The organism is Pseudomonas sp. JL23 (assembly GCF_056933585.1).
On sequence record NZ_CM167795.1, the window covers coordinates 6,004,175 to 6,023,789 of the forward strand.

Consider the following 19,615-nt stretch of genomic DNA (forward strand, 5'->3'; position numbering starts at 1 on the left):
GGACACCTCGGGTTTGGACGATCGGTTGCATTTCTTCGACTTTTAGCAGCCGAACGATACACCCATCGCCCTAGGATAGGTCCATGTCCTTACTCGCATCGGAGTCCGCCATGAGCGAAGTCACCGTCTACACCACCAATACCTGCCCCTACTGCGTCGCTGCGAAAAGCCTGCTGGCGGGTAAAGGGATCAAGCCGATCGAAATCAACGTCGCCGGCTCGAACGAGAAAATGCTGGAAATGATGAGCCGCAGCGGCCGCCGCAGCGTGCCGCAGATTTTCATCAACGACCTGCATGTGGGCGGGTTTGATGATTTGGCAGCGCTGGAACGCAAGGGCGAGTTGAACGCCCTGTTGGCGGGCTGAACCGACCCACCAAGAGCAAGCGGGCGATGTTGATTTTGTGGGACCGGCTTTAGCCGGGAAGAGGCTGGGGGCAGACGATAGAAACGTATCGATCCTGCCTACGCCTTCCCGGCTGAAGCCGGTCCCACCTGTATGCAGCCCCAACGGATGAAATCCGTGCCGAGCGCGGGGTTTATTCCATAAACGCCGCACAAAATGCGTTTCTCAGGAAAACCGCGCTGGATCCTTTGCGGACAAGCCCGGCTCCAACGGCATCAGTGTGATTCTGTTGGAGCGAGGCGTGTTACTCAGCCTTGCGATACCCCTCAATAATCGCCGAGAAATCCTTGCCTCCCTCGCCACGCTGGCTCATCGCTTGATAGAGCTGCTGGGCCAGTGCGCCGAGGATCACCGGTTGATGGGCGGCCCGCGCCGCTTCGGTGGCCAGGCCCAGGTCCTTGAGCATCAGGTCGGCGCCGAAGCCACCGGTATAGCCGCGTGAAGCCGGGGCGGTTTCGACCACGCCGGGCCAGGGGTTGTAGATTTCCGAACTCCAGCAACGGCCGGTGGAGCTGTTGATGATATTGGCCAGAATCCCGGTATCGATACCCAACGAATTGCCCAGGGCCATGGCTTCGGCGACGCCGATCATGGAGATGCCCAGCAGCATGTTGTTGCAGATTTTGGCGATCTGCCCGGTGCCGATATCGCCGCAGTGCACGATGTTCTTGCCCATGCGCGCCAGCACCGGCTTGAGCACTTCGAAGTGTTCGGCACTGGCGCCGACCATAAAGGTCAGGGTCCCGGCCTGAGCGCCGCCGGTGCCGCCCGAGACCGGCGCGTCACCCAGTACCACTCCCTGTTTGGCCGCCGCAGCAGCGACGTCACGAATGGTCTGCGGGTCAATGGTGCTGCAATCCACCGCAGGCACTCCGGCGGCGATCCCGGCGAGTACGCCGTCTTCGCCCAGGTACACGCTGCGCACATGGGCGGCGGCGGGCAGCATGGTGATAACCATATCGCTGCCCTGAGCCGCGTGTTTCGGTGATTCGCTGATGCGCCCGCCGAGGGCGGCCAGTTCCGCCAGCACGGCGGTGTTCAAGTCGAACAGGTGCAACTGGTAGCCGGCCTTGAGCAGGTTGCGCGCCATCGGGGCGCCCATATTGCCCAGGCCGATAAATGCGATTTTCATGGCAGTTCTCCCTAACGCAGGTTGATCGTCGTATTCACGCCATCGTTGACGCTGTCGTCATCGAACCAGCGACTGGTGACGGTCTTGGTCTGAGTGTAGAACTGCACCACCTGCTTGCCGTACGGACCGAGGTCGCCGAGCTTGGAACCACGCGAACCGGTAAAGCTGAAGAACGGCACCGGCACTGGAATCGGGATATTGATGCCCACCTGGCCGACGTCGATTTCACTCTGGAATTTGCGCGCCGCCGCGCCGCTCTGAGTGAACAGACCGGTGCCGTTGCCGTAAGGGTTGGCGTTGACCAGGGCGATGGCCTGATCGAGGGTGTCGACTTCCAGCACCACCAGTACCGGGCCGAAGATTTCCTGGGCGTAAATCTGCATCTCGGTGGTCACGCCGGAGAACAGCGTCGGGCCGACAAAATTGCCGTCCTCGAAGCCCGGCACCTTGATGTCGCGGCCGTCCAGCTCCAGTTTGGCGCCTTCGCGCACGCCACTTTCGATCAGGTCGAGAATGCGTTTTTTCGCCTGCCGCGAGATCACCGGGCCGACGTCTGTCCCCGCCTCTGAACCGGCATTGACCTTGAGCTTTTGCGCCAGGGCCTTGAGGTCCGGCAGCCATTGCTTGGCCGCGCCGACCAGCACCACCACCGAGGTCGCCATGCAACGCTGACCGGCCGCACCGAAACCGGCACCGACCAGGGCGTTGAGGGTCTGCGTGCGGTTGGCGTCAGGCAGCACCACGGCGTGGTTTTTTGCGCCCATCATCGATTGCACGCGCTTGCCGTGTTGCCCGGCGAGGTTGTAGACGTGAGTGCCCACCGCCGTCGAACCGACGAACGACACCGCCTTGATGTCCTTGTGGGTGCAAATACCATCGACCACGTCCTTGCCGCCATGCACCACGTTGAGTACACCGGCAGGCACGCCCGCCTCCACCGCCAGCTCAACCAGCAGCATGGTCGACATCGGGTCCTGCTCCGACGGCTTGAGTACGAAGGTATTGCCGCAGGCGATGGCCATGGGGAACATCCACAGCGGAATCATCGCCGGGAAGTTGAAAGGCGTGATGCCCGCACAGACACCGATTGGCTGGCGCAGGGTGTAGGTATCGACGCCACCGGCGACGTTCTCGCTGAATTCACCCATTTGCAGGGTGCCGATGGAACAAGCGTGTTCGACCACTTCCAGGCCGCGGAAGATATCGCCCTCGGCATCGGCAATGGTCTTGCCCTGCTCGGCACTGAGCACGGCGGCGATGCGCTTGGAATGCTCGCGAATCAACGCCTGCAACTTGAGCATGATGCGCATGCGCGCACCCACCGGAGTGTGGCGCCAGGTCAGGAAGGCCTTTTGCGCGGCAGCGACGGCGGCGTCCAGTTCGCCCTGGGTGGCGAAAGGCACTTGGGCCAGGACTTGCTGAGTGGCCGGATTGACGATATCGCGCCACTCGTTGCTCTGGGATTCAACCCACTCGCCGTCGATCAGCAGTTTGACCCGGGCGACGCTGGTGTTGTTGTTATGGGCATTCATTTGGCAGTTTCCTCAAGTAAGTTCGGTCAGGCGACGCGCTTCGGATCGCGTTTCATCAGGGCGGTGCAGAACAGCGCCACGACCCCCATGCCGATCAGGTAAACGATGACGTATTTTGGGCTTCCGTCGGCGGATTCGAGCAGTTTGGTGGCGATCATCGGCGCGAATCCGCCGCCCAGAACGCCGGCCAGTTGCACCGAGACGGAGATGCCGCTGTAGCGGATCTGCGCCGGGAACTGCCGGGCAAACAGCAGGGATTCCGGCGCATAAAGAATCGGGAAGATCACGCCCACTGCCAGCACCATCGCCCACCAGACCAGGGTCGGCTCACGGGTTTCGAGCATGGCGAAGAACGGATAGACGAAGGCGCAGAGCAGCAGCAAGCCGGCGAAATACAGTCGGCGCTGGCCGACCTTGTCCGACAGATGCCCGCAGAACGGCATGGTGAACAGCGACAGCGCCGCACCGGCCGTGATGGCGTTGAGCACATCGGCGCGTGGGATATGCAACTGGTTGGCGGCGTAGGCCAGGGCGAACGTCACCGACATGTAGAACCAGGCGTTCTCGGCGGTACGGGCACCGATGATGGTCAGCGTTTCACGCGGGTGTTCGCGCAGGACCTTGAACAGCGGCATTTTGACGGCGGCGTTTTCTTTCTTGATGCGCTCGAAATCCGGCGACTCGGGCACTTTCAGACGAATCAGCCAACCGACCCCAAGCAGCACCACACTGGCAATGAACGGCAGACGCCAGCCCCAGCTGAGCATGTCGGCTTCCGGCAGTTTCGCCACCAGGCCCATGGCCAGGGACGCCAGCACCAACCCGGCCCCCACGCCGGTTTGCGGCAGGCTGCCATAGAAGCCTTTCTTGCCTTCCGGTGCATGCTCGACGGCCATCAATACCGCCCCGCCCCACTCGCCACCGACGGCCATGCCTTGCAGGAAGCGCATCGCCACAAGAATCAGCGCGGCCCAGTAGCCGATCTGCTCGTAGGTGGGAATCAGGCCGATGATGATGGTCGGAATCCCCATCAGCATCAGCGTGAGCAACAGCATCGATTTACGGCCGATCTTGTCGCCAAAGTGACCGAAAATCACCCCGCCCAACGGCCGACCGAGGAAGCCCACGGCGTAGGTGGCGAACGACGCCAGCACGCCGGTGATCGGGTCCAGTGCGGGGAAAAAGATTTTGCTGAAGATCAGGGCGGCAGCCGTGCCGTAGAGGAAAAAGTCGTACCACTCGATGGTGGTGCCGGCCATGCTTGCCATCCCGGCAAGACGATAGGAACGGGTTTTCTTTGCAGCACTGGCATCGAGCGCGCCAGCGTCAGCCGTAATGGCGTTTTTCATAAACTCCTCCGCTTTATTTATTTTTGTGCAGGGTGTTTGGGATGTGTTTTTTGTGGGACCGGCTTTAGCCGGGAATAGCATCAGGACGGGTATTGGTTGTGGGCGTGCTTCGGAGTATAGATGTGCAAACTTCTAATAAGAACGCACATAAAAGCAGGTTCAACATGCAAAAAAACCTCACCTCCCTGAGCGCTCTGAACTGGGATGACCTGAAGTTTTTCCTCGAAGTGGCGCGCACGCGCAAAGCCAGTTCGGCGGCCAAGCGCCTGGCGGTGGACTACACCACGGTGTCGCGGCGGATCAATGCGCTGGAGACGGCGCTGGGGACGTTGCTGTTTGAAAAGTCGCGTAATAACGGCTTTATCCTCACCGCCGAGGGCCAGCGTTTGCTGGGCTACGCCGAGTCCATCGAGAGCACGTTGCACCTGGCGTGCGAGCAGGTTTCAGGGTCGGGTGTGGCGCTGTCGGGGCATATCCGCATGGGCTGCACCGAAGGTTTCGGCAGCTTCTTCATCACCCCGCAGCTGAGCCACTTCCTCGATACCTATCCGGCCATTTCGGTGGATATCCTGCCGCTGCCGCACTTCATCAGCCTGTCCAAGCGCGAAGCCGATATCGTCATCGCTCTGGAGCGCCCGGAACACGGCCCTTACGTGTGCTGCAAGCTGTGCGACTACAACCTGCGCCTCTACGCGACCCGGGATTACCTGGAGCAACACCCGCCAATCCACACCACTGCGGACCTGGCCGAACACCGCTTCATCAGCTACGTCGACGACCTGGCCTTCAGCTCCGAATTGCTCTATCTGGCCAACCTGCTCCCCGGTGCTCAGGCCCACCTGCGCAGCACCAGCGTCATCGCCCAATACGTCGCCGCCCTGCAAGGCCGCGCACTGGCGATACTGCCGTGCTTCCTTGCCGCGCAAGACCCACGCCTGCTGCCAGTGTTGGCGGAAGAAGTGAACATCACCCGCCAATTCTGGATGTACTGCCGCGAGGATTTGCGCAAGTTGAAGCGCATTACCTTGCTGTGGGATTACATCAGGGAGACGACCGAGTTGAATCGGGCGTTTTTATTGGGCGAGAGCAAGGTGGTGGGGTTTATCGATTGATAGGCCAGCAGGGGTGAAAGCACATCCTGTGGAGTTGCCGAAGGCTGCGAAAGCGGTGTATCAGGGAGATCCATTCGCAGCGATATCCTCTGACACCGCGCTGCCGCCTGCAAACACTCGACTGTAGGACCGGCTTTAGCCGGGAGCGCACTATCAGCTTCAACGGAGCCCTCCCGGCTAAAGCCGGTCCTACAGATTGCATTCCAATTCAGTCCGTCGCCACGCCAGTACACCTACCCCGGCAACAACCCTGCCTCGCGATAGCTGTCGATCAACTCGTCATACAGCGCGATATCCGCGCGGCTGCGGGCCATTAGCTGCGCGCCGGCGACGGCGGCGTAGATGGCGCGGGCGCGTTGTTCACGGTTAGCGGCGGGCACCGCATTGGCGGCGAGGAGGACTTTGCTCAGCCAGGCGACGTTGATATCGGCGAAGGTCTGTACTTCGGTTTTGACTTCATCCGGCAGGTCGTCGAATTCGGCGCCGAGGAAGCTGCCCAGGCACAGGCGGTTGTCGTTGGCCAGTGATTTGCGGAACAGACCGGGGTATTCGCGCAGGGCGTGCAAGGGCTCGGCGGACTCGGCCAGCAGGGCTTCCATGTTGGCTGAAGTGTCTTCCCAGTAACGCCGGGCAACCGCTGCGCCCAGCTCGGCCTTGCTGCGGAAGTGGTAGTAGATGCTCGCGCTCTTGATCCCGACTTCTTCGCCCAGATCACGGAAATTCAGGCCGCTGTAGCCATGGGCCTGGGCCGCGCATTTGGCGGCCATCAGTATGGCTTCCCGATAATTCGAACTCACTGTCTTGCCTCCCGCCCCTCTGCAATGGCTGGGCATATTAAGCGACAGCGGGGCTTGACCGATAAAAAATTAACGCCTATCGTTTTACCTGCCAACTGGCAGGCAGGCAAATTTATGACGCCTCTCGCCTTTCCCTTGAACCCTTGCAAAGGCTTTGCTCAATGAAGATTTATGACTGGCACACCGGCCCTTATCCGGCCCGCGTACGTATTGCCCTGGCTGAAAAGAACCTGCAGGCGCAGGTGAGTTTTGTCTCGGTGGACCTGTGGAAAGGCGAGCACAAGAAGCCCGCGTTCCTGGCCCTGAATTACTCCGGCACTCTGCCGGTGCTGGAGCTTGATGACGGCACCTTGATTGCCGAATGCACCGCCATCACCCAGTACCTCGATCACCTGCAAGGCACGCCGACCCTCACCGGCAGCACGCCGCGCGAGCAGGGTGTGATCCATATGATGAGCAAGCGCGCTGAATTGGAATTGCTCGATGCCATCAGTACTTACTTCCACCACGGTACGCCGGGGCTTGGCCCTGAGGTGGAGCTGTATCAGAACGCCGAGTGGGGCTTTCGCCAGCGCGACAAGGCGGTGCGAGGCATGCATTACTTTGATGGTGTGCTGAGAAAGCAGGCGTTTATCGCCGGGGACACATTCTCGATGGCCGACATTACGGTGATTGGCGGTTTGATCTTTGCCGGGTTGGTGGATCTGCAAGTGCCGCCGGAATGCACCGCGCTGCTGGCCTGGCACGGGCGCATGCTCGAGCGCAGCAGTGTGCAGAATTGGCAGACGTTGTAATCGAGTTGAATGGATGAGCTTTTTGTGGGACCGGCTTTAGCCGGGAAGACCATTAGGCAGGCGATAGAAATGTATCGACCCTACCCATGCCTTCCCGGCTAAAGCCGGTCCCACATTAAACAAGGGTCACGTCGCTCGCTGTGCCTGCAGCTGCTCAATCTGATGATTGGCCAAGGCCTTGGCCATATCGATCAGGTACATCGCGGCAAACGGCAGGTCGCGCTTGGTGCCATTGAGCTGATCGCCGGATTCGTAAACGACCGCTGCGGCGCAACGCAGGATCTCGAATATGCGGATCAGGGTTTCTTCGGGGGTGTGGGGTGGATCGGGGATCAATTTGTCTAGCACGTGATAACTCCAAAAACGCCTCTTTATCGTTCTCACACGATGAAGAGGTGACGGCTGTTAACGGGGTGAGAAGCCGAGCCACATGCAAACCCGGTCAGACCGAAGTCTGCCCGTAACAGCCGTCATAGAGCATCTACCGACAATAGCTCGGTAAAAAATCTGGACGCCTTGCTAACACATGAACTCAGGCTCTCACACCCGACCACCGAACCTTTCAGTGGCGGGACGCAGGCTAGACCCTGAAATTCGTAGAAACAAGGGGCCGGAATTGTTAAGGAAATTTCCCTCAAAAGAAAGGGAGCGGTCCTGCACATTCGTCACTTTTGATGAGACAAAACCAGGCCATACGCCATCATATAGGCCGCCCGAGCATCGCTTTGAATCAATGCGCCCACGCTGCGGTCGAAACGTTTCAAGCGTCGAAAACCCATGACTGGAAGGTGAAACCGATGAGCATTCCGATCCCGGCAGAAACCCCTGATCCCAATATCGACAAGCCTGTATTACCCGTGCCGCCAGCTGAAGATCCACCCACTACGATGCCACCGGTGATTCCCAAAGGTGACCCGCCGAGCGAAGAGCCGCCTGCCACGCTTGAGGATGAGTTCTTCGAGTAAGGCTCAGGGCTGCTCCTGATCCTGGGGCTTTTTCTTGATCGGGACGATGCGTTCGGCGATCGACGGCATCAGGCTGAGGATGCCCAGGGCCAGCAAGGTACTGAGGACCGCCGTGGCTTCACGGCCCATGCCTGCGGCGGTGCCGATGGCGGCGGTCATCCACAGGCCGGCGGCGGTGGTCAGGCCTTTGACGTGGCTGGTGTCGTGGCCGTTGCCCTTGAGAATGGTCCCGGCGCCGAGAAAGCCGATACCGGCGACGATTCCCTGCACCACCCGACTCAGCGCCTGGGCATCGGAGCCAGCCATGCTCGGCACCAGCACGAACAACGCCGCGCCCATGGCCACCAGCATGTGGGTGCGCATGCCGGCGGCCTTGCCTTGATGCTCACGCTCGAAACCCAGTACCCCGCCCAATACGGCGGCGATGATCAGGCGCACGGTAATGCGGGTCAATTCCGAGGCATCGGTGAGGTCAGAGAATTCTGCTTCGAGGGTGTCGACGACTTCTTGCCACCACGGGTTCATAGCGTGCCTGCTGAGGGAATATTCCTGTTACAGGAACAGACATCAGCCAGAAGCCAGAGTGCAGGCCAAACGAACTGTGGGAGCGGATTTATCCGCGAAGGCGTTGGTTCAGACGATAGAGATGCAGCGTCTGGACTGGCCCCTTCGCGAATAAATTCGCTCCCACACAGTTCGCTCCCACCTGCTCGCGTCTACGACAGATTGGCGGGTGTCAGTTACGAATCATCGACGGATTGGGTTGCAGCAGGATCTTGCTGTGGAAGTCTTTCATGTCGTCCTGCAGCGTGGATTTGCCACTCATGCGTCGCGATTCGGTATCACGCTGCACGGCTGCCTGGATGAGGCTGAGCATGTTCTTGGACTTGCTCACTTCCTTGGGCGTGTAGATATCCGATTCCAGCTCGCCCAGCACGTATTTACGCGTGCGGGTGGTCTGGGTGGCGCTCTGGCTGAGGCTGGCTTCGACCAGCGAACCCTTGTCGTAGGCCAGCTTGGTGGTGCTGCTCGCCTTGTCCTCGATCTCGGTGTAGTAGTAGTTCTGAGTCTTTTTATCGCTGGTCAGGTCCAGCGCTGAACCTGGGTAGAGGTTCTTGTGGAACGCCGCGCTCAGGTCTGATTGCTGATTCTGTTCCACCGAGCGGTTCTGTTGGCTATTGCCCTTGGTCACGGAGTTCTGCGACACGTTGTAGGTGAACTTGTCGATTTCGCTTGGCTGCATCGGGTTCGGACGGCTCGCTGCTTGCTCGATGGATGCGCTGAAGTCGGCAAGGCCCGTCAGCATGCCGTGATCAACATCGTTCAGGGTGATCGCATTGAGACGCTGGGGTGCGCCGCCGGCCGAAGTGACCGGGCTGTTATAGCCGTTGAGGTCAGTAAAGGCGCTTTTGAACATCGACATCAGGTTATCGTCGCCCTCGCCGCGCTTGCGCGCGTCCTCGAACTGGTCGAGGTAAGCAGTCAAGGCCTTGGCCTGTTGCTCGGCGTTACCGAGGATGGCGGCGTTCTTGGTATCCACGGTCAGGGCAATGTTGCCATTTGGCCCGACCAGGCTCAGAGACTTGGACGCACTGTCGGCATGGAAGCTGAAAGTCTGCGTATGGTCTGCATCGAGCTTGAGCGTGGAGCTCAGGTCTATCGAGGAAAACATGTTCGGGTCGAGCTTGGCCAGATCACCCAGCTTCAGGCTTGGCGGCACGGCGGTCAGGCCGTCGATGGCGCCCTGGAATGAATCGGCCAGGTCGCCCAGGGCGTTCAGTTCTTCGGCGCTGAGTTTGCCGCCGGACACATCAGCAGATACTGCCAGGCCACGGCTGCCACCGGCCAGGCTCAGGGTCACGGTAGCCCCGCTGGCCATTTTCAGGGTCAGGGAGAAGGTGTTGGCAGACTTGCTGTGCAGGTCATTCTGCGCCGAGCTGATGGCATCGGTACTGGACGAATTGCCCGCCTTGAGCAGTGACTGCGAAATCGACGTGCTCTTGCCCTCCGCCAGTTGCTGCATCAGGGCGGCACCCACGCCGCGGAAACGGGTGTTGGTCGAGGACGAGTCAAGATTGCCCAACATGGCGTATGTCACCTTGTTGTAGCCTTCACTTTCCTGCACGACTTTCACATCGCCGCCGGGCACGATGCCGCGCGAGGTGTAGGTTTCGGCATAACCAATTGAGGTGTTTTCGCCAAGGATGACGACCGAAGCAGGCGTCGGCGTACCCGGCGTGGTGGAAGCCCCTGTATCACTTTGCACCGGAGGGGTCGTGCTGACGGGCATAAGCGTCGCCTGCAACGTTGGGTTCACTGCGGATATAGAAGTCATGGAGCTTCCTGGCTGGTTAGCGTCTTTGTATCGAGTTTGTATCTCCTTTGCGGGTTAGCGGCAGGTGGGGGGAAAGCTTGAGAAAGTTGGATCCCATAATGACCGAAGGATGTTGCAAGATGTTTCTACAAAAAACACCTGTGGGACCGGCTTCAGCCGGGAAGACGTCGGCATGAGCAATATCTCTATCACCCCCACCGCCGCCTTCCCGGCTGAAGCCGGTCCCACAAAGATGTTCATTCACAGAAGAATGAATTCACCGTTGGATTAATGCAGCGCCCCCGCCCTGCTGCTCGTTACATCCTCCGGCTTGACCTGACCATTACTCTGACCAAAGCGTCGCAGAACGAAAGTGCTGACCGCCGCCATTTCCGCATCGCTGTAGCTGTGGGCGAAGTTGGGCATGCGCTGGTCGACGCGAACGGCGCCCGGCGTGTGGCCTTCCAACAGCGTGGCGACGAGGTTTTTGCCGGTCGGGTCGTTGACGGTTTTCAGCCCGGCCAGGCCCGCCACTGGCGACTGGTTGCCGCTGCCATCGAGGCGGTGGCAGGCCACGCAGTTGTCGTTGAACAACTTCATGCCCAGGCCTGCCTGCAGCGCAGCGTCGTTGACGTTGGCAGTCGGTCGCGGCACACCGTCGGTCTGCGCCGGGGTGGACTTGAGGTAGACGGCAATGGCCTTGATATCGGCCGGATCGAGGAAGCGCAGGCTGTGCTCGACCGCATCTGCCATCGGTCCGCCCGCCCCGCCGTAGCCCGGCGCATAACCGGTGGACAGGTAGCTGATCAGCGCTTCCTGCGGCCAGGCACCGATACCGTGCTGGGCGTCACCGCTGATGTTATAGGCGCGCCAGTTGCCGATCTCGGCACCGGCCAGGGCCTTGCCGCTGCTCAGGGCCTGGAACAGATTGCGCGGGGTGTGGCATTCGCCGCAGTGGCCCGGGCCCTGGACCAGATAAGCGCCACGGTTCCATTCGGCAGTCTGCTTGCTGTCCGGCACAAAGCGTTCGTCGGAAGCGAAGATCAGGTTCCAGAAGGTCATGCCCCAACGCTGGTTGAACGGGAACGACAGGGTATTTTCCGGCGGCGCCTGCTTCACGGGTTCCAGGCTGAACAGATAGGCCTTGATCGCCAACAGCTCATCGCGGGACATCAGCGTATAGGAGGTGTACGGGAAGGCCGGATAGTAATGCTTGCCGTCCTTGCCCACGCCTTTTTGCAGGGCACTGACGAAGTCGTCATCGCTCCAGTTGCCGATGCCGGTTTCTTTGTCCGGGGTGATGTTGGGCGAGTACAGGCTGCCAAACGGCAGCTTGAATTCCAGGCCACCGGCATAGGGCTTGCCGCCGGGAATGACGTGGCAGGCCAGGCAGTCGGCGGCGCGGGTCAGGTATTCGCCCTTGCTGACCAGCGTCGGGTCGGCAGCCTGGGATGTCAGCACAAACGCGCCTGCCAGCAGGCCGAGCGCATGCTTGAATAATTTCATGGTGCGCTCCTTAAACAGTGAAATAGCCGAAACGGCTCAGGGGCAGACGACGCTCGCGTACGCCGGTGGCGGCATGCACGGCATTGACCAGAGCGGCCGCTGCGGGCACTGCACCGGTTTCGCCGACACCGCCAGGGCTTTCCAGGCTCGGCATCAGGTGCACCTCCACCGGCGGCGCGTCGCTCATGCGGATCTGCCGATAGGTGTGGAAGTTGGTCTGCTGCACCTGGCCTTTTTCGACCAGGACCTCGTTGAACAGCGCTGCCGACAGGCCGAACAAAGTGCCGCCTTCCATCTGCGAAAGCACCGAGGTCGGGTTGTTGACGAAGCCGCAATCGACCACGGTGATCAGGCGCTTGATATGCAGGCCCTTGTCGCCCTGTTTTTCAATCTCGACCACGGTGGCGACGAAGCTGCCGAACACCGCCGAAACGGCAACGCCACGGCCGCTACCTGCAGGCAGCGGAGTCTTCCAGTCGGCCAGTTCAGCGGCCTTTTTCAGCACGGCCTGAGCGCGGGGTTGCGACTGCATCAGGCTCAGGCGATATTCCACCGGATCGGCCTTGGCGTTATGGGCCAGTTCGTCGATAAAGCTTTCCACCGCGTAAGTGCTGCGCAGCGGCCCCACGCCACGCCACCAGGACACGGCAATCGCTTCCGGGTCCTGGCGGATGTAGCGCACTTGCAGGTGAGGCAAGGTGTAGATCGGGTCGATGGCCACTTCCACGGCATCGCCATCCACGCCATTGGGAGGCAGCGCCCCCAGGTAGGCAGCCATGACCGAAGCGCCGGCAATGCGGTGCTCCCAGCCGACCGGACGCAGGTCCTTGTCCAGTGCCGCGTTGAGGCGGTCGACGTAGTGCGGGCGATAGAGGTCGTGGGTCATGTCCTCTTCGCGGCTCCAGATCAGCTTGATCGGGTAGCTGACCTGACGGGCGATATCCACGGCCTGAAAGATAAAGTCCGACTCCAGACGGCGACCGAAGCCGCCGCCGATGAGCTGGTTGTGGATCACGACTTTTTCCACCGGCATGCCGCAGACCTTGGCCGCGCCCATTTGGGCGAAACCCGGCGCCTGGCAACCGACCCACAGTTCGCAGGCATCAGGGCGCACATGGGCCACGCAAGTCATGGGCTCAAGCGGCGAGTGGGACAGGAAAGGTTGTTCGTAGACGGCTTCGAAATGGCTCGGCGCGCTTTTCAGGGCACCGGCGATATCACCGGCCTGCTTGGCGAACACGCCGTCTTTCGAGCTGGCGTCGAGCAGGGCCTTGTCCAGTTGCGCCGAATCGGTGCTGGCGTGCGGCCCCAGGTCCCATTCGATTTCCAGGGCCTTGAGCGCCTGCTGGCAGGCCCAGAAGTTGGTCGCGGTAACGGCCACGGCATTGCTCAGACGGATCACGTCACGCACGCCGGGCACTTTGCGCGCGGCTTCATCCTTGACGCTGCGCAGGGTGCCGCCACGGACCGGGCAGGTCAGGGACGAGGCGATGAGCATGTCGGGGACTTGCAGGTCGATGGTGAACTTGGCGCTGCCATTGACCTTATGCGGGGTGTCCAGGCGTTGCACGGGCTTGCCCAGCAGCTTGAAGTCGGCGATGGCCTTGAGCGGGATATCCGTAGGCAACGGCAGTGCGGCGGCGGCATCGACCAGTTCACCGTAACCGGCGCTCTGGCCATTGGGGCCGATGATCCGGCCATTTTCGGCATGGCACTGGCTCGGCGCGACGTTCCAGCGCAGCGCGGCAGCCTGGGTCAGCACAATGCGCGCCCCGGCACCGGCCTTGCGCAGCGGCTCCCAGGTGTAGCGCGTCGAAGATGAACCGCCGGTGGCCTGGAATTGCAGCAGGGTGTCGGTGTACAACGCCGCATTGGGCGGCGCTTCGGCAATGGTTACCTGGCTCAGGGGCACTTCGAGTTCTTCGGCGACCATCATGGCAATGCCGGTCTGCACGCCCTGGCCCATTTCGATCTTCGGCGAAATCACAGTGACCTGGCCGGCATGGTCGATGCGCACGAAGGCGCCGTAGCCCTTCTCGGCGGCATCCCCCAGGCGCGCGCCTTGAATGGCGTCAGCGGCAAAACCACGGGACATCAATGGCGGCAGCCAGGTACTGACCACCAGACCACCCAACAATGCGCCACCCTTGAGCAGCCCGCGACGCGAAACCATCGCGGCGGTTTGTGTTGTATCGGACATGACGACTTCCTCAGGCCTGGCTGACGCTTTTGATAGCGGCGCGAACACGGGTATAGGTGGCACAGCGGCACAGGTTGCCCGACATGGCGTTGACGATCTGTTCGTCGTTGGCCTTGGGGTGTTCCTGCAGCAGCGCCACCGCCGACATGATCTGGCCCGACTGGCAGTAACCGCACTGCACCACTTCGTGCTCAAGCCAGGCCTTCTGCACAGCCTGACCGATCGGCTGCTCGCCGATGGCTTCGATGGTGGTGACTTTGCGCCCCGCCACGGCGCTGACCGGCAACACGCAAGAGCGCACGGCATGGCCATCCAGATGCACGGTACACACGCCGCACTGGGCGATACCGCAGCCATATTTGGTGCCGGTCAGGCCCATTACATCGCGCAGGGCCCAGAGCAACGGCATGTCATCGGGGACATCCAGCTCGTGCTCCTGGCCATTGATCGTCAGTTTTTGCATCGCAACCTCGGGCTTAAATCACGGTTCACGCGCACGAATCGTCCGGGTCATGGCCCGTGAATGGCAGTGCGCGAAGGCTTCGGTTTTTTGCTGCATCCCGGTAGAACATGGCTGCCGGGTTTATAGGGATGATGCGGTATAGAGCTATTGAATAGCTTTTAGGCGTATTCGTTATATAGAAGCAAATACAGCGACCACAGTTGGTCATCCTGTTGGAGCGAGGCTTGCCCGCGAAAGCCTCACTACGGTTTGCCTGGAAATGCACGCCGTCTGATTCGCGGGCAAGCCCGGCTCAAACGACACAGGCTTCGCTCATAGATGACTAGTCTACTCAATAATACAGAAATAGTTAGTAACCTTTAGGCCAGGTTGACTGGGATCCACATAGTTTAGAAATCTCTGAACTATGGATTTAAGCTTTCCTATTCTTCCCGCTCGTCGGGCGCCAATAAGATCAGCCCCCATAACGAGTCGTTCCATCGAGATGCGACCAGCGCCTGTCTTGCAAATGGTTACTGCCCGTTGTCGCCTGCTCCTGACCTTTGGTCGAGGCGCAACTCGTTCAATCATTAGTGCAAGCTTTGGGGTCGCTCGATGAAACTGGAAATATTCCGCACGCTGTGGGGCTACACCGCCAGCAAGACCCAGGCTCTGGAAGAATTGCTTGCCGCCGGTTTCAGCGGCATGGAAGCGCGCCTGCCGCTGTCCGCCGTGGAGCGCGCCGAGTTCGCGGCCTTTTTACGCAGCAATCAGGTCGGCTATATCGCCACCGTCTTCACCGCCTACGACGTATTGCCTGAACAGTCGGCCACTGTCGCCGAGCACCTCGCCGATCTGGACAAAAAGCTCGGCTGGGCCGGCGAAATGGCTCCGCGCTTCGTCAATCTGCTGGCCGGCAATGATCGCTGGTCACTGGCCCAACAGGTCGAGTTCTTCGGCCAGGCCATGGAACTGGCGCGCAAGCACGGGCAGATGTGCACCTTCGAAAGCCATCGCGCGCGTTCACTGTTCAACCCGTGGGTCACGCTTGAGTTGATCCGCCAGTTGCCGGACATGCGCTTCACCAGTGATATCAGCCACTGGGTCGTCACTTGCGAGCGCCTGCTCAATGACCCGGAAGACGACCTCAGCGCCTTTGTCGAGCGCGTCCATCACATTCAGGCCAGGGTCGGTTATGACCAGGGTCCGCAAGTGCCGCACCCTGGCGCGCCGGAATACGCCAAAGAGCTGGCCTTCCACCAACAACACTGGGAAGCCATCTGGCGCTCGCAGCAGGCTCGCGGCTATCAGGTCACGACCCTGACTCCGGAGTTCGGCGCCGACGGTTACTTGCATCACCTCCCCTTCACCAATGTCCCGGTGGCCGATCTGTGGTCGCTCAATGTGTGGATGGGTCAGACCGAGCGCGAACACTTTCAACGCTTCACTCATTCCTCCAGCCGATAAGGAGCGTTTCGTCATGTCCGAACCTTCAGCCGCCGCCGTTTCGGCGACCGCCAATTTCAGAAGCATCCCGGTGGTGGATATCGCCGGGCTGTTCAGTGCCGATATCGCACAGCGCAAGCTCGTGGCCGAAGACCTCGGCGCCGCAGCACGCGCCGTGGGCTTTCTGTACATCAAGAACCACGGCATCGAGCAAGGCCTGATCGACGGCCTGCGCCAGGCCGCCAAGGACCTGTTCGCCCAGTCCCTGGAATACAAGATGCAGCACTACATCGGCACCTCGCGCAGCCACAAGGGCTTCGTGCCGGAAGGTGAAGAGGTGTACGCCAAGGGCAAGCCGGATCACAAGGAAGCCTTCGATATTGGCTTCGAAGTGGGTGACGAAGACCCGCTGGTGATCGCCAAGACCCCGCTGATCGGCGCCAACGAGTGGCCGGACCTGCCCGGCTTCCGTCCGGCAGTGGAAGCTTATTACGCAGCGATCTTCGCCCTCGGCCGCCGCCTGTTCGACGGCTTCGCCCTGGCCCTGGGCCTGGAAGAAGGCTACTTCGATGCCATGGTCACCCGCCCGCCGTCCAAGCTGCGCCTGATTCACTACCCGTTCGACGGCGCCGCCCAGGATGCGCCCGGTATTGGTGCACACACCGATTACGAGTGCTTCACCATCCTGCTCGCCGACAAGCCGGGCCTGGAAGTGATGAACGATCAGGGCCAGTGGATCGACGCGCCGCCGGTGGAAGGCGCCTTCGTGGTGAATATCGGCGACATGCTTGAAGTGATGACCGCTGGTACGTTCGTTGCAACCGCTCACCGCGTGCGCACCGTCAGCGAGGAGCGTTATTCCTTCCCGTTGTTTTACGCCTGTGACTTCCACACCCAGATCAAACCGCTGCCGCAATTCGCCCAGGACGGCAAGGATTACGAGGAGATCACCATCGGCGAACACATGTTCGGCCAGGCCTTGCAGACCTATCAGTACCTGCGCAAGAAAGTGGCGAGCGGCGAACTCAAGCTCTACGAAAAGGCACGCAAGCCGTCGAGTTTCGGTCACCTGAAAAACCAGGCGGCAGACCCGGCCTGAGGCCTGCTGAACAGAATAGAAATACCGCTTTGCCAACCAAACCGTGCTTAACCTTTCCTGATCCGGAGTCACCGACGATGCGCAACAACCAGAACACTGCTGTCCGCTTGACCCTGCTTGCCGCCGCCGTGCTCGGTGCCAACCTGGCCCATGCGGCCGCGACCGTAAGCCCGGGTGTCTTCAAGGTAGGGATGGAAATCACCTATCCGCCGTTCGAGTCCTATGACGAGAAGAAAAACGTGGTCGGCGCCGACCCGGATCTGTCCCGTCTGCTGGCCAAGCACATGGGCCTGAAGACCGAATTTACCGATACCAAGTTCTCGACTCTGATCACCAGCCTGGACTCCGGCCACTACGACGCGATCATCTCCGGCATGTACGTGACCGATGAGCGCAAACTGAAAGCCGATGCCATTCCTTACGCCAAGACCGGCGCGGCGATCATGGTGCTCAAGGGCAGCCCCCTGAGCCCGAAAGTGCCGGAAGACCTCTGCGGCCTGAAAGTCGGCCTGGAAAAGGGCACCACCTGGGTCGCCCAGTTCAACAAGCTGTCCACTGACTACTGCGTGCCGAACAGCAAGGGCGCCATCACCGTCAGCGAGTTCCCGTCCGCGCCGGAAGTGACTCAGGCGCTGCTGTCGGGCAACGTCCAGGCCCAAGTGGAAATCGACGGCGCGGCCGGTTTGATCGCCGAGCGCACCAAGGGCCGTGTTGTGGTCAGCACCGAGCATTCGATCTATCAGCAGACCTTGGGTATCTACGTGAAGAAGGGCAACACCGAGCTGCATGACGCGCTGCTCAAGGCCTTCGAAGAAACCAAGAAGTCCGGCGAATATGCAGCCCTGCTGAAGAAATACAATCTCGAAGAACCAAGCAACTGATTCTTCTCTCTGTTTGACCTGTCGGCCTCCCACGGGGCCGACAGCTTGAGGTGCCCATGGAATTCGATTGGCCTTACTTTTTTTCCCTGTTCTCGATTTCGGATTTCTGGGAGTCCTGCATCACCGTGATCGAACTCAGCGCGCTGGGTTGGTTCATCGGTATGTTGCTGGGCTTTCTGCTGGCGTCGGCGAAGTTGTCGAGCGCCCGCTGGTTGAGCATTCCGGCGTCGATTTATATCTGGTTCTTCCGTAGCGTGCCGCTGCTGGTGCTGGTGGTATTCGTCTACAACCTGCCACAGATGTTTCCCTTTACCCGTGAAGTGCTGTCCAACCCGTTCTACTCCGGCCTGCTGGCGCTGGTGGTGACGGAAGCGGCCTATATGGCGGAGATTCATCGCGGCGGTCTGATTTCCGTGGCCAAGGGCCAGAAAGAAGCGGGTCGTGCCCTGGGTATCGGCGTGATCGGCCTGCAACGCTTGATCGTGATTCCCCAGGCATTCCGCATCTCCCTGCCGACCCTGATCAACGAATACATCACGGTGGTCAAGCTGACCTCCCTGGTCTCGGTGATTTCCCTGACCGAGCTGCTGACCGTCGGCCAGCGCCTGTATGCGACCAACTTCCTGGTGATGGAAACCCTGTCGGCGGTGGCGGTGTACTACGTGCTGATCGTCACCGTGTTCGGCTGGCTGTTCCAGCGCCTGGAGCAGCATCTGGAGCTGAACAACCGCAAGCCGCAGACCCTGGAACACAGCGACGTGGAAAACCTGCGCGCACGTCTGGGCAAGGTTGCCCTGCGCAACGAAACCCAGGTCAACAGTGGTGCGGCTCCCGCGCTGCAACTCAAGAATATTCACAAGAGCTACGGCCATCATCAGGTGCTCAAGGGCATCGACCTGGACGTCAACAGTGGGCAGGTGATCTCTATCATTGGCCCGTCGGGCTCGGGCAAGACCTCGCTGATCCGCACGGTCAATGGCCTGGAAAGCATCGACAAGGGCGAAATCATCCTGTTCGGCGAAAGCTTTATCCATGCCGGCGACAAACCGAATAACCCGCAGATCCGCCGGGGCGTGCAGCGCATCGGCATGGTGTTCCAGAACTTCAACCTGTTCCCGCACCGCACCATCCTCGACAACGTGACGATGGCACCGGTCTACCACGGCCGCGACGAAGCCATCAGCGAAGAACGGGCCTATGCCTTGCTGGATAAGGTCGGCTTGCTGGCTCACGCGCTGAAGTATCCGCATCAGCTGTCCGGCGGCCAGCAACAACGGGTAGCCATTGCCCGCGCATTGGCGATGGACCCGCAGATCATGCTGTTCGACGAACCCACCTCGGCGCTGGACCCGGAGTTGGTCTCCGAGGTGCTCAAGGTGATAAGCGACCTGGCCAAGGAAGGTATGACCATGTTGATCGTCACCCATGAAATGGACTTCGCCATGTCCATCTCCGATCGGGTGATTTTCATGGAAGACGGCGTGGTGCAAGCCGACGCCGGACCGCAGACCATTCGTGCCGGCAAGGCTGGCGAACGGGTGTTGCAATTTATGGGGTTGGAGCGGGCGGCAGCGATGGAGTTTGATAGTGCTGCGGGGTTGATGGAGCAGATGGGCTAAAGCGCTGCAACACCAACGAGTTG

18 protein-coding genes are annotated in these 19,615 nt (G+C 60.6%); 8 read left to right on the plus strand and 10 right to left on the minus strand.

Annotated elements, in window-relative coordinates:
- Window positions 1-110 precede the first annotated feature (110 nt).
- Window positions 111-365, plus strand: a complete 255-nt coding sequence (gene grxC, locus AC1Z24_RS27705; RefSeq protein ID WP_483746725.1) for a glutaredoxin 3 — start codon at window positions 111-113, stop codon at window positions 363-365.
- A 283-nt stretch (window positions 366-648) separates the two neighbouring features.
- Here grxC and mmsB read toward each other — a convergent pair whose 3' ends face one another.
- From mmsB to AC1Z24_RS27720, 3 genes are read right to left on the minus strand one after another with little or no spacing between them, the layout of a single operon-like run.
- Window positions 649-1,536: a 3-hydroxyisobutyrate dehydrogenase gene (gene mmsB / locus AC1Z24_RS27710; RefSeq protein ID WP_483743531.1), complete on the minus strand. Its 888-nt coding sequence runs from the start codon at window positions 1,534-1,536 to the stop codon at window positions 649-651.
- 11 nt (window positions 1,537-1,547) lie between these two features.
- On the minus strand, window positions 1,548-3,068 hold the full coding sequence (locus tag AC1Z24_RS27715; RefSeq protein ID WP_483743532.1) for a CoA-acylating methylmalonate-semialdehyde dehydrogenase: 1,521 nt from the start codon (window positions 3,066-3,068) through the stop codon (window positions 1,548-1,550).
- 26 nt (window positions 3,069-3,094) lie between these two features.
- Entirely contained in the window at window positions 3,095-4,417 is a 1,323-nt protein-coding gene (locus AC1Z24_RS27720) for an MFS transporter (protein WP_483743533.1), read from the minus strand.
- 164 nt (window positions 4,418-4,581) lie between these two features.
- Between AC1Z24_RS27720 and AC1Z24_RS27725 the strand changes: the two genes are divergently transcribed.
- Window positions 4,582-5,529 (plus strand): LysR family transcriptional regulator, encoded by a 948-nt coding sequence (locus AC1Z24_RS27725; protein WP_483743534.1) that lies wholly within the window; start codon window positions 4,582-4,584, stop codon window positions 5,527-5,529.
- Between the two features lie 233 nt (window positions 5,530-5,762).
- On the opposite strand, the gene AC1Z24_RS27730 is transcribed toward AC1Z24_RS27725, so the two are convergent.
- Window positions 5,763-6,326, minus strand: a complete 564-nt coding sequence (locus AC1Z24_RS27730) for a TetR/AcrR family transcriptional regulator (RefSeq protein ID WP_483743535.1) — start codon at window positions 6,324-6,326, stop codon at window positions 5,763-5,765.
- A 161-nt stretch (window positions 6,327-6,487) separates the two neighbouring features.
- Between AC1Z24_RS27730 and AC1Z24_RS27735 the strand changes: the two genes are divergently transcribed.
- Window positions 6,488-7,120: a glutathione S-transferase gene (locus AC1Z24_RS27735; RefSeq protein ID WP_483743536.1), complete on the plus strand. Its 633-nt coding sequence runs from the start codon at window positions 6,488-6,490 to the stop codon at window positions 7,118-7,120.
- A gap of 126 nt (window positions 7,121-7,246) precedes the next feature.
- Here the strand turns inward: AC1Z24_RS27735 and AC1Z24_RS27740 are convergent, their stop codons facing one another.
- Window positions 7,247-7,468: a DUF6124 family protein gene (locus AC1Z24_RS27740; RefSeq protein ID WP_259106355.1), complete on the minus strand. Its 222-nt coding sequence runs from the start codon at window positions 7,466-7,468 to the stop codon at window positions 7,247-7,249.
- 449 nt (window positions 7,469-7,917) lie between these two features.
- On the opposite strand from AC1Z24_RS27740, the gene AC1Z24_RS27745 reads away from it, so the two are divergent.
- On the plus strand, window positions 7,918-8,085 hold the full coding sequence (locus AC1Z24_RS27745) for a hypothetical protein (protein ID WP_259106344.1): 168 nt from the start codon (window positions 7,918-7,920) through the stop codon (window positions 8,083-8,085).
- Window positions 8,086-8,088: 3 nt separating this feature from the next.
- Here AC1Z24_RS27745 and AC1Z24_RS27750 read toward each other — a convergent pair whose 3' ends face one another.
- The 5 genes from AC1Z24_RS27750 to AC1Z24_RS27770 form a co-directional block, all read right to left on the minus strand.
- Window positions 8,089-8,610 carry an MgtC/SapB family protein gene (locus tag AC1Z24_RS27750; RefSeq protein ID WP_483743537.1) on the minus strand — a complete coding sequence of 174 codons (522 nt, stop codon included), beginning with the start codon at window positions 8,608-8,610 and terminating at the stop codon, window positions 8,089-8,091.
- Between the two features lie 211 nt (window positions 8,611-8,821).
- Complete coding sequence (locus AC1Z24_RS27755) at window positions 8,822-10,420, minus strand: lactate dehydrogenase (protein WP_483743538.1); 1,599 nt, start codon at window positions 10,418-10,420, stop codon at window positions 8,822-8,824.
- Window positions 10,421-10,687: 267 nt separating this feature from the next.
- On the minus strand, window positions 10,688-11,905 hold the full coding sequence (locus AC1Z24_RS27760; protein ID WP_259106339.1) for a cytochrome c: 1,218 nt from the start codon (window positions 11,903-11,905) through the stop codon (window positions 10,688-10,690).
- A gap of 10 nt (window positions 11,906-11,915) precedes the next feature.
- Window positions 11,916-14,105 carry a xanthine dehydrogenase family protein molybdopterin-binding subunit gene (locus AC1Z24_RS27765; protein ID WP_483743539.1) on the minus strand — a complete coding sequence of 730 codons (2,190 nt, stop codon included), beginning with the start codon at window positions 14,103-14,105 and terminating at the stop codon, window positions 11,916-11,918.
- Between the two features lie 10 nt (window positions 14,106-14,115).
- Entirely contained in the window at window positions 14,116-14,568 is a 453-nt protein-coding gene (locus AC1Z24_RS27770; RefSeq protein WP_413310317.1) for a (2Fe-2S)-binding protein, read from the minus strand.
- 594 nt (window positions 14,569-15,162) lie between these two features.
- On the opposite strand from AC1Z24_RS27770, the gene AC1Z24_RS27775 reads away from it, so the two are divergent.
- The 4 genes from AC1Z24_RS27775 (at window position 15,163) to AC1Z24_RS27790 (ending at window position 19,592) form a co-directional block, all read left to right on the plus strand.
- On the plus strand, window positions 15,163-16,014 hold the full coding sequence (locus tag AC1Z24_RS27775; protein ID WP_483743540.1) for a sugar phosphate isomerase/epimerase family protein: 852 nt from the start codon (window positions 15,163-15,165) through the stop codon (window positions 16,012-16,014).
- 13 nt (window positions 16,015-16,027) lie between these two features.
- Window positions 16,028-17,092 carry an isopenicillin N synthase family dioxygenase gene (locus tag AC1Z24_RS27780; RefSeq protein ID WP_483743541.1) on the plus strand — a complete coding sequence of 355 codons (1,065 nt, stop codon included), beginning with the start codon at window positions 16,028-16,030 and terminating at the stop codon, window positions 17,090-17,092.
- Between the two features lie 77 nt (window positions 17,093-17,169).
- The gene (locus tag AC1Z24_RS27785) at window positions 17,170-17,973 is read left to right on the plus strand and encodes an ABC transporter substrate-binding protein (RefSeq protein WP_259106320.1); all 804 of its coding nucleotides are present in this window, start codon (window positions 17,170-17,172) and stop codon (window positions 17,971-17,973) included.
- A gap of 56 nt (window positions 17,974-18,029) precedes the next feature.
- Window positions 18,030-19,592, plus strand: coding sequence for an amino acid ABC transporter permease/ATP-binding protein (locus AC1Z24_RS27790; protein WP_483743542.1), 1,563 nt, complete (start codon window positions 18,030-18,032; stop codon window positions 19,590-19,592).
- Window positions 19,593-19,615 lie beyond the last annotated feature (23 nt).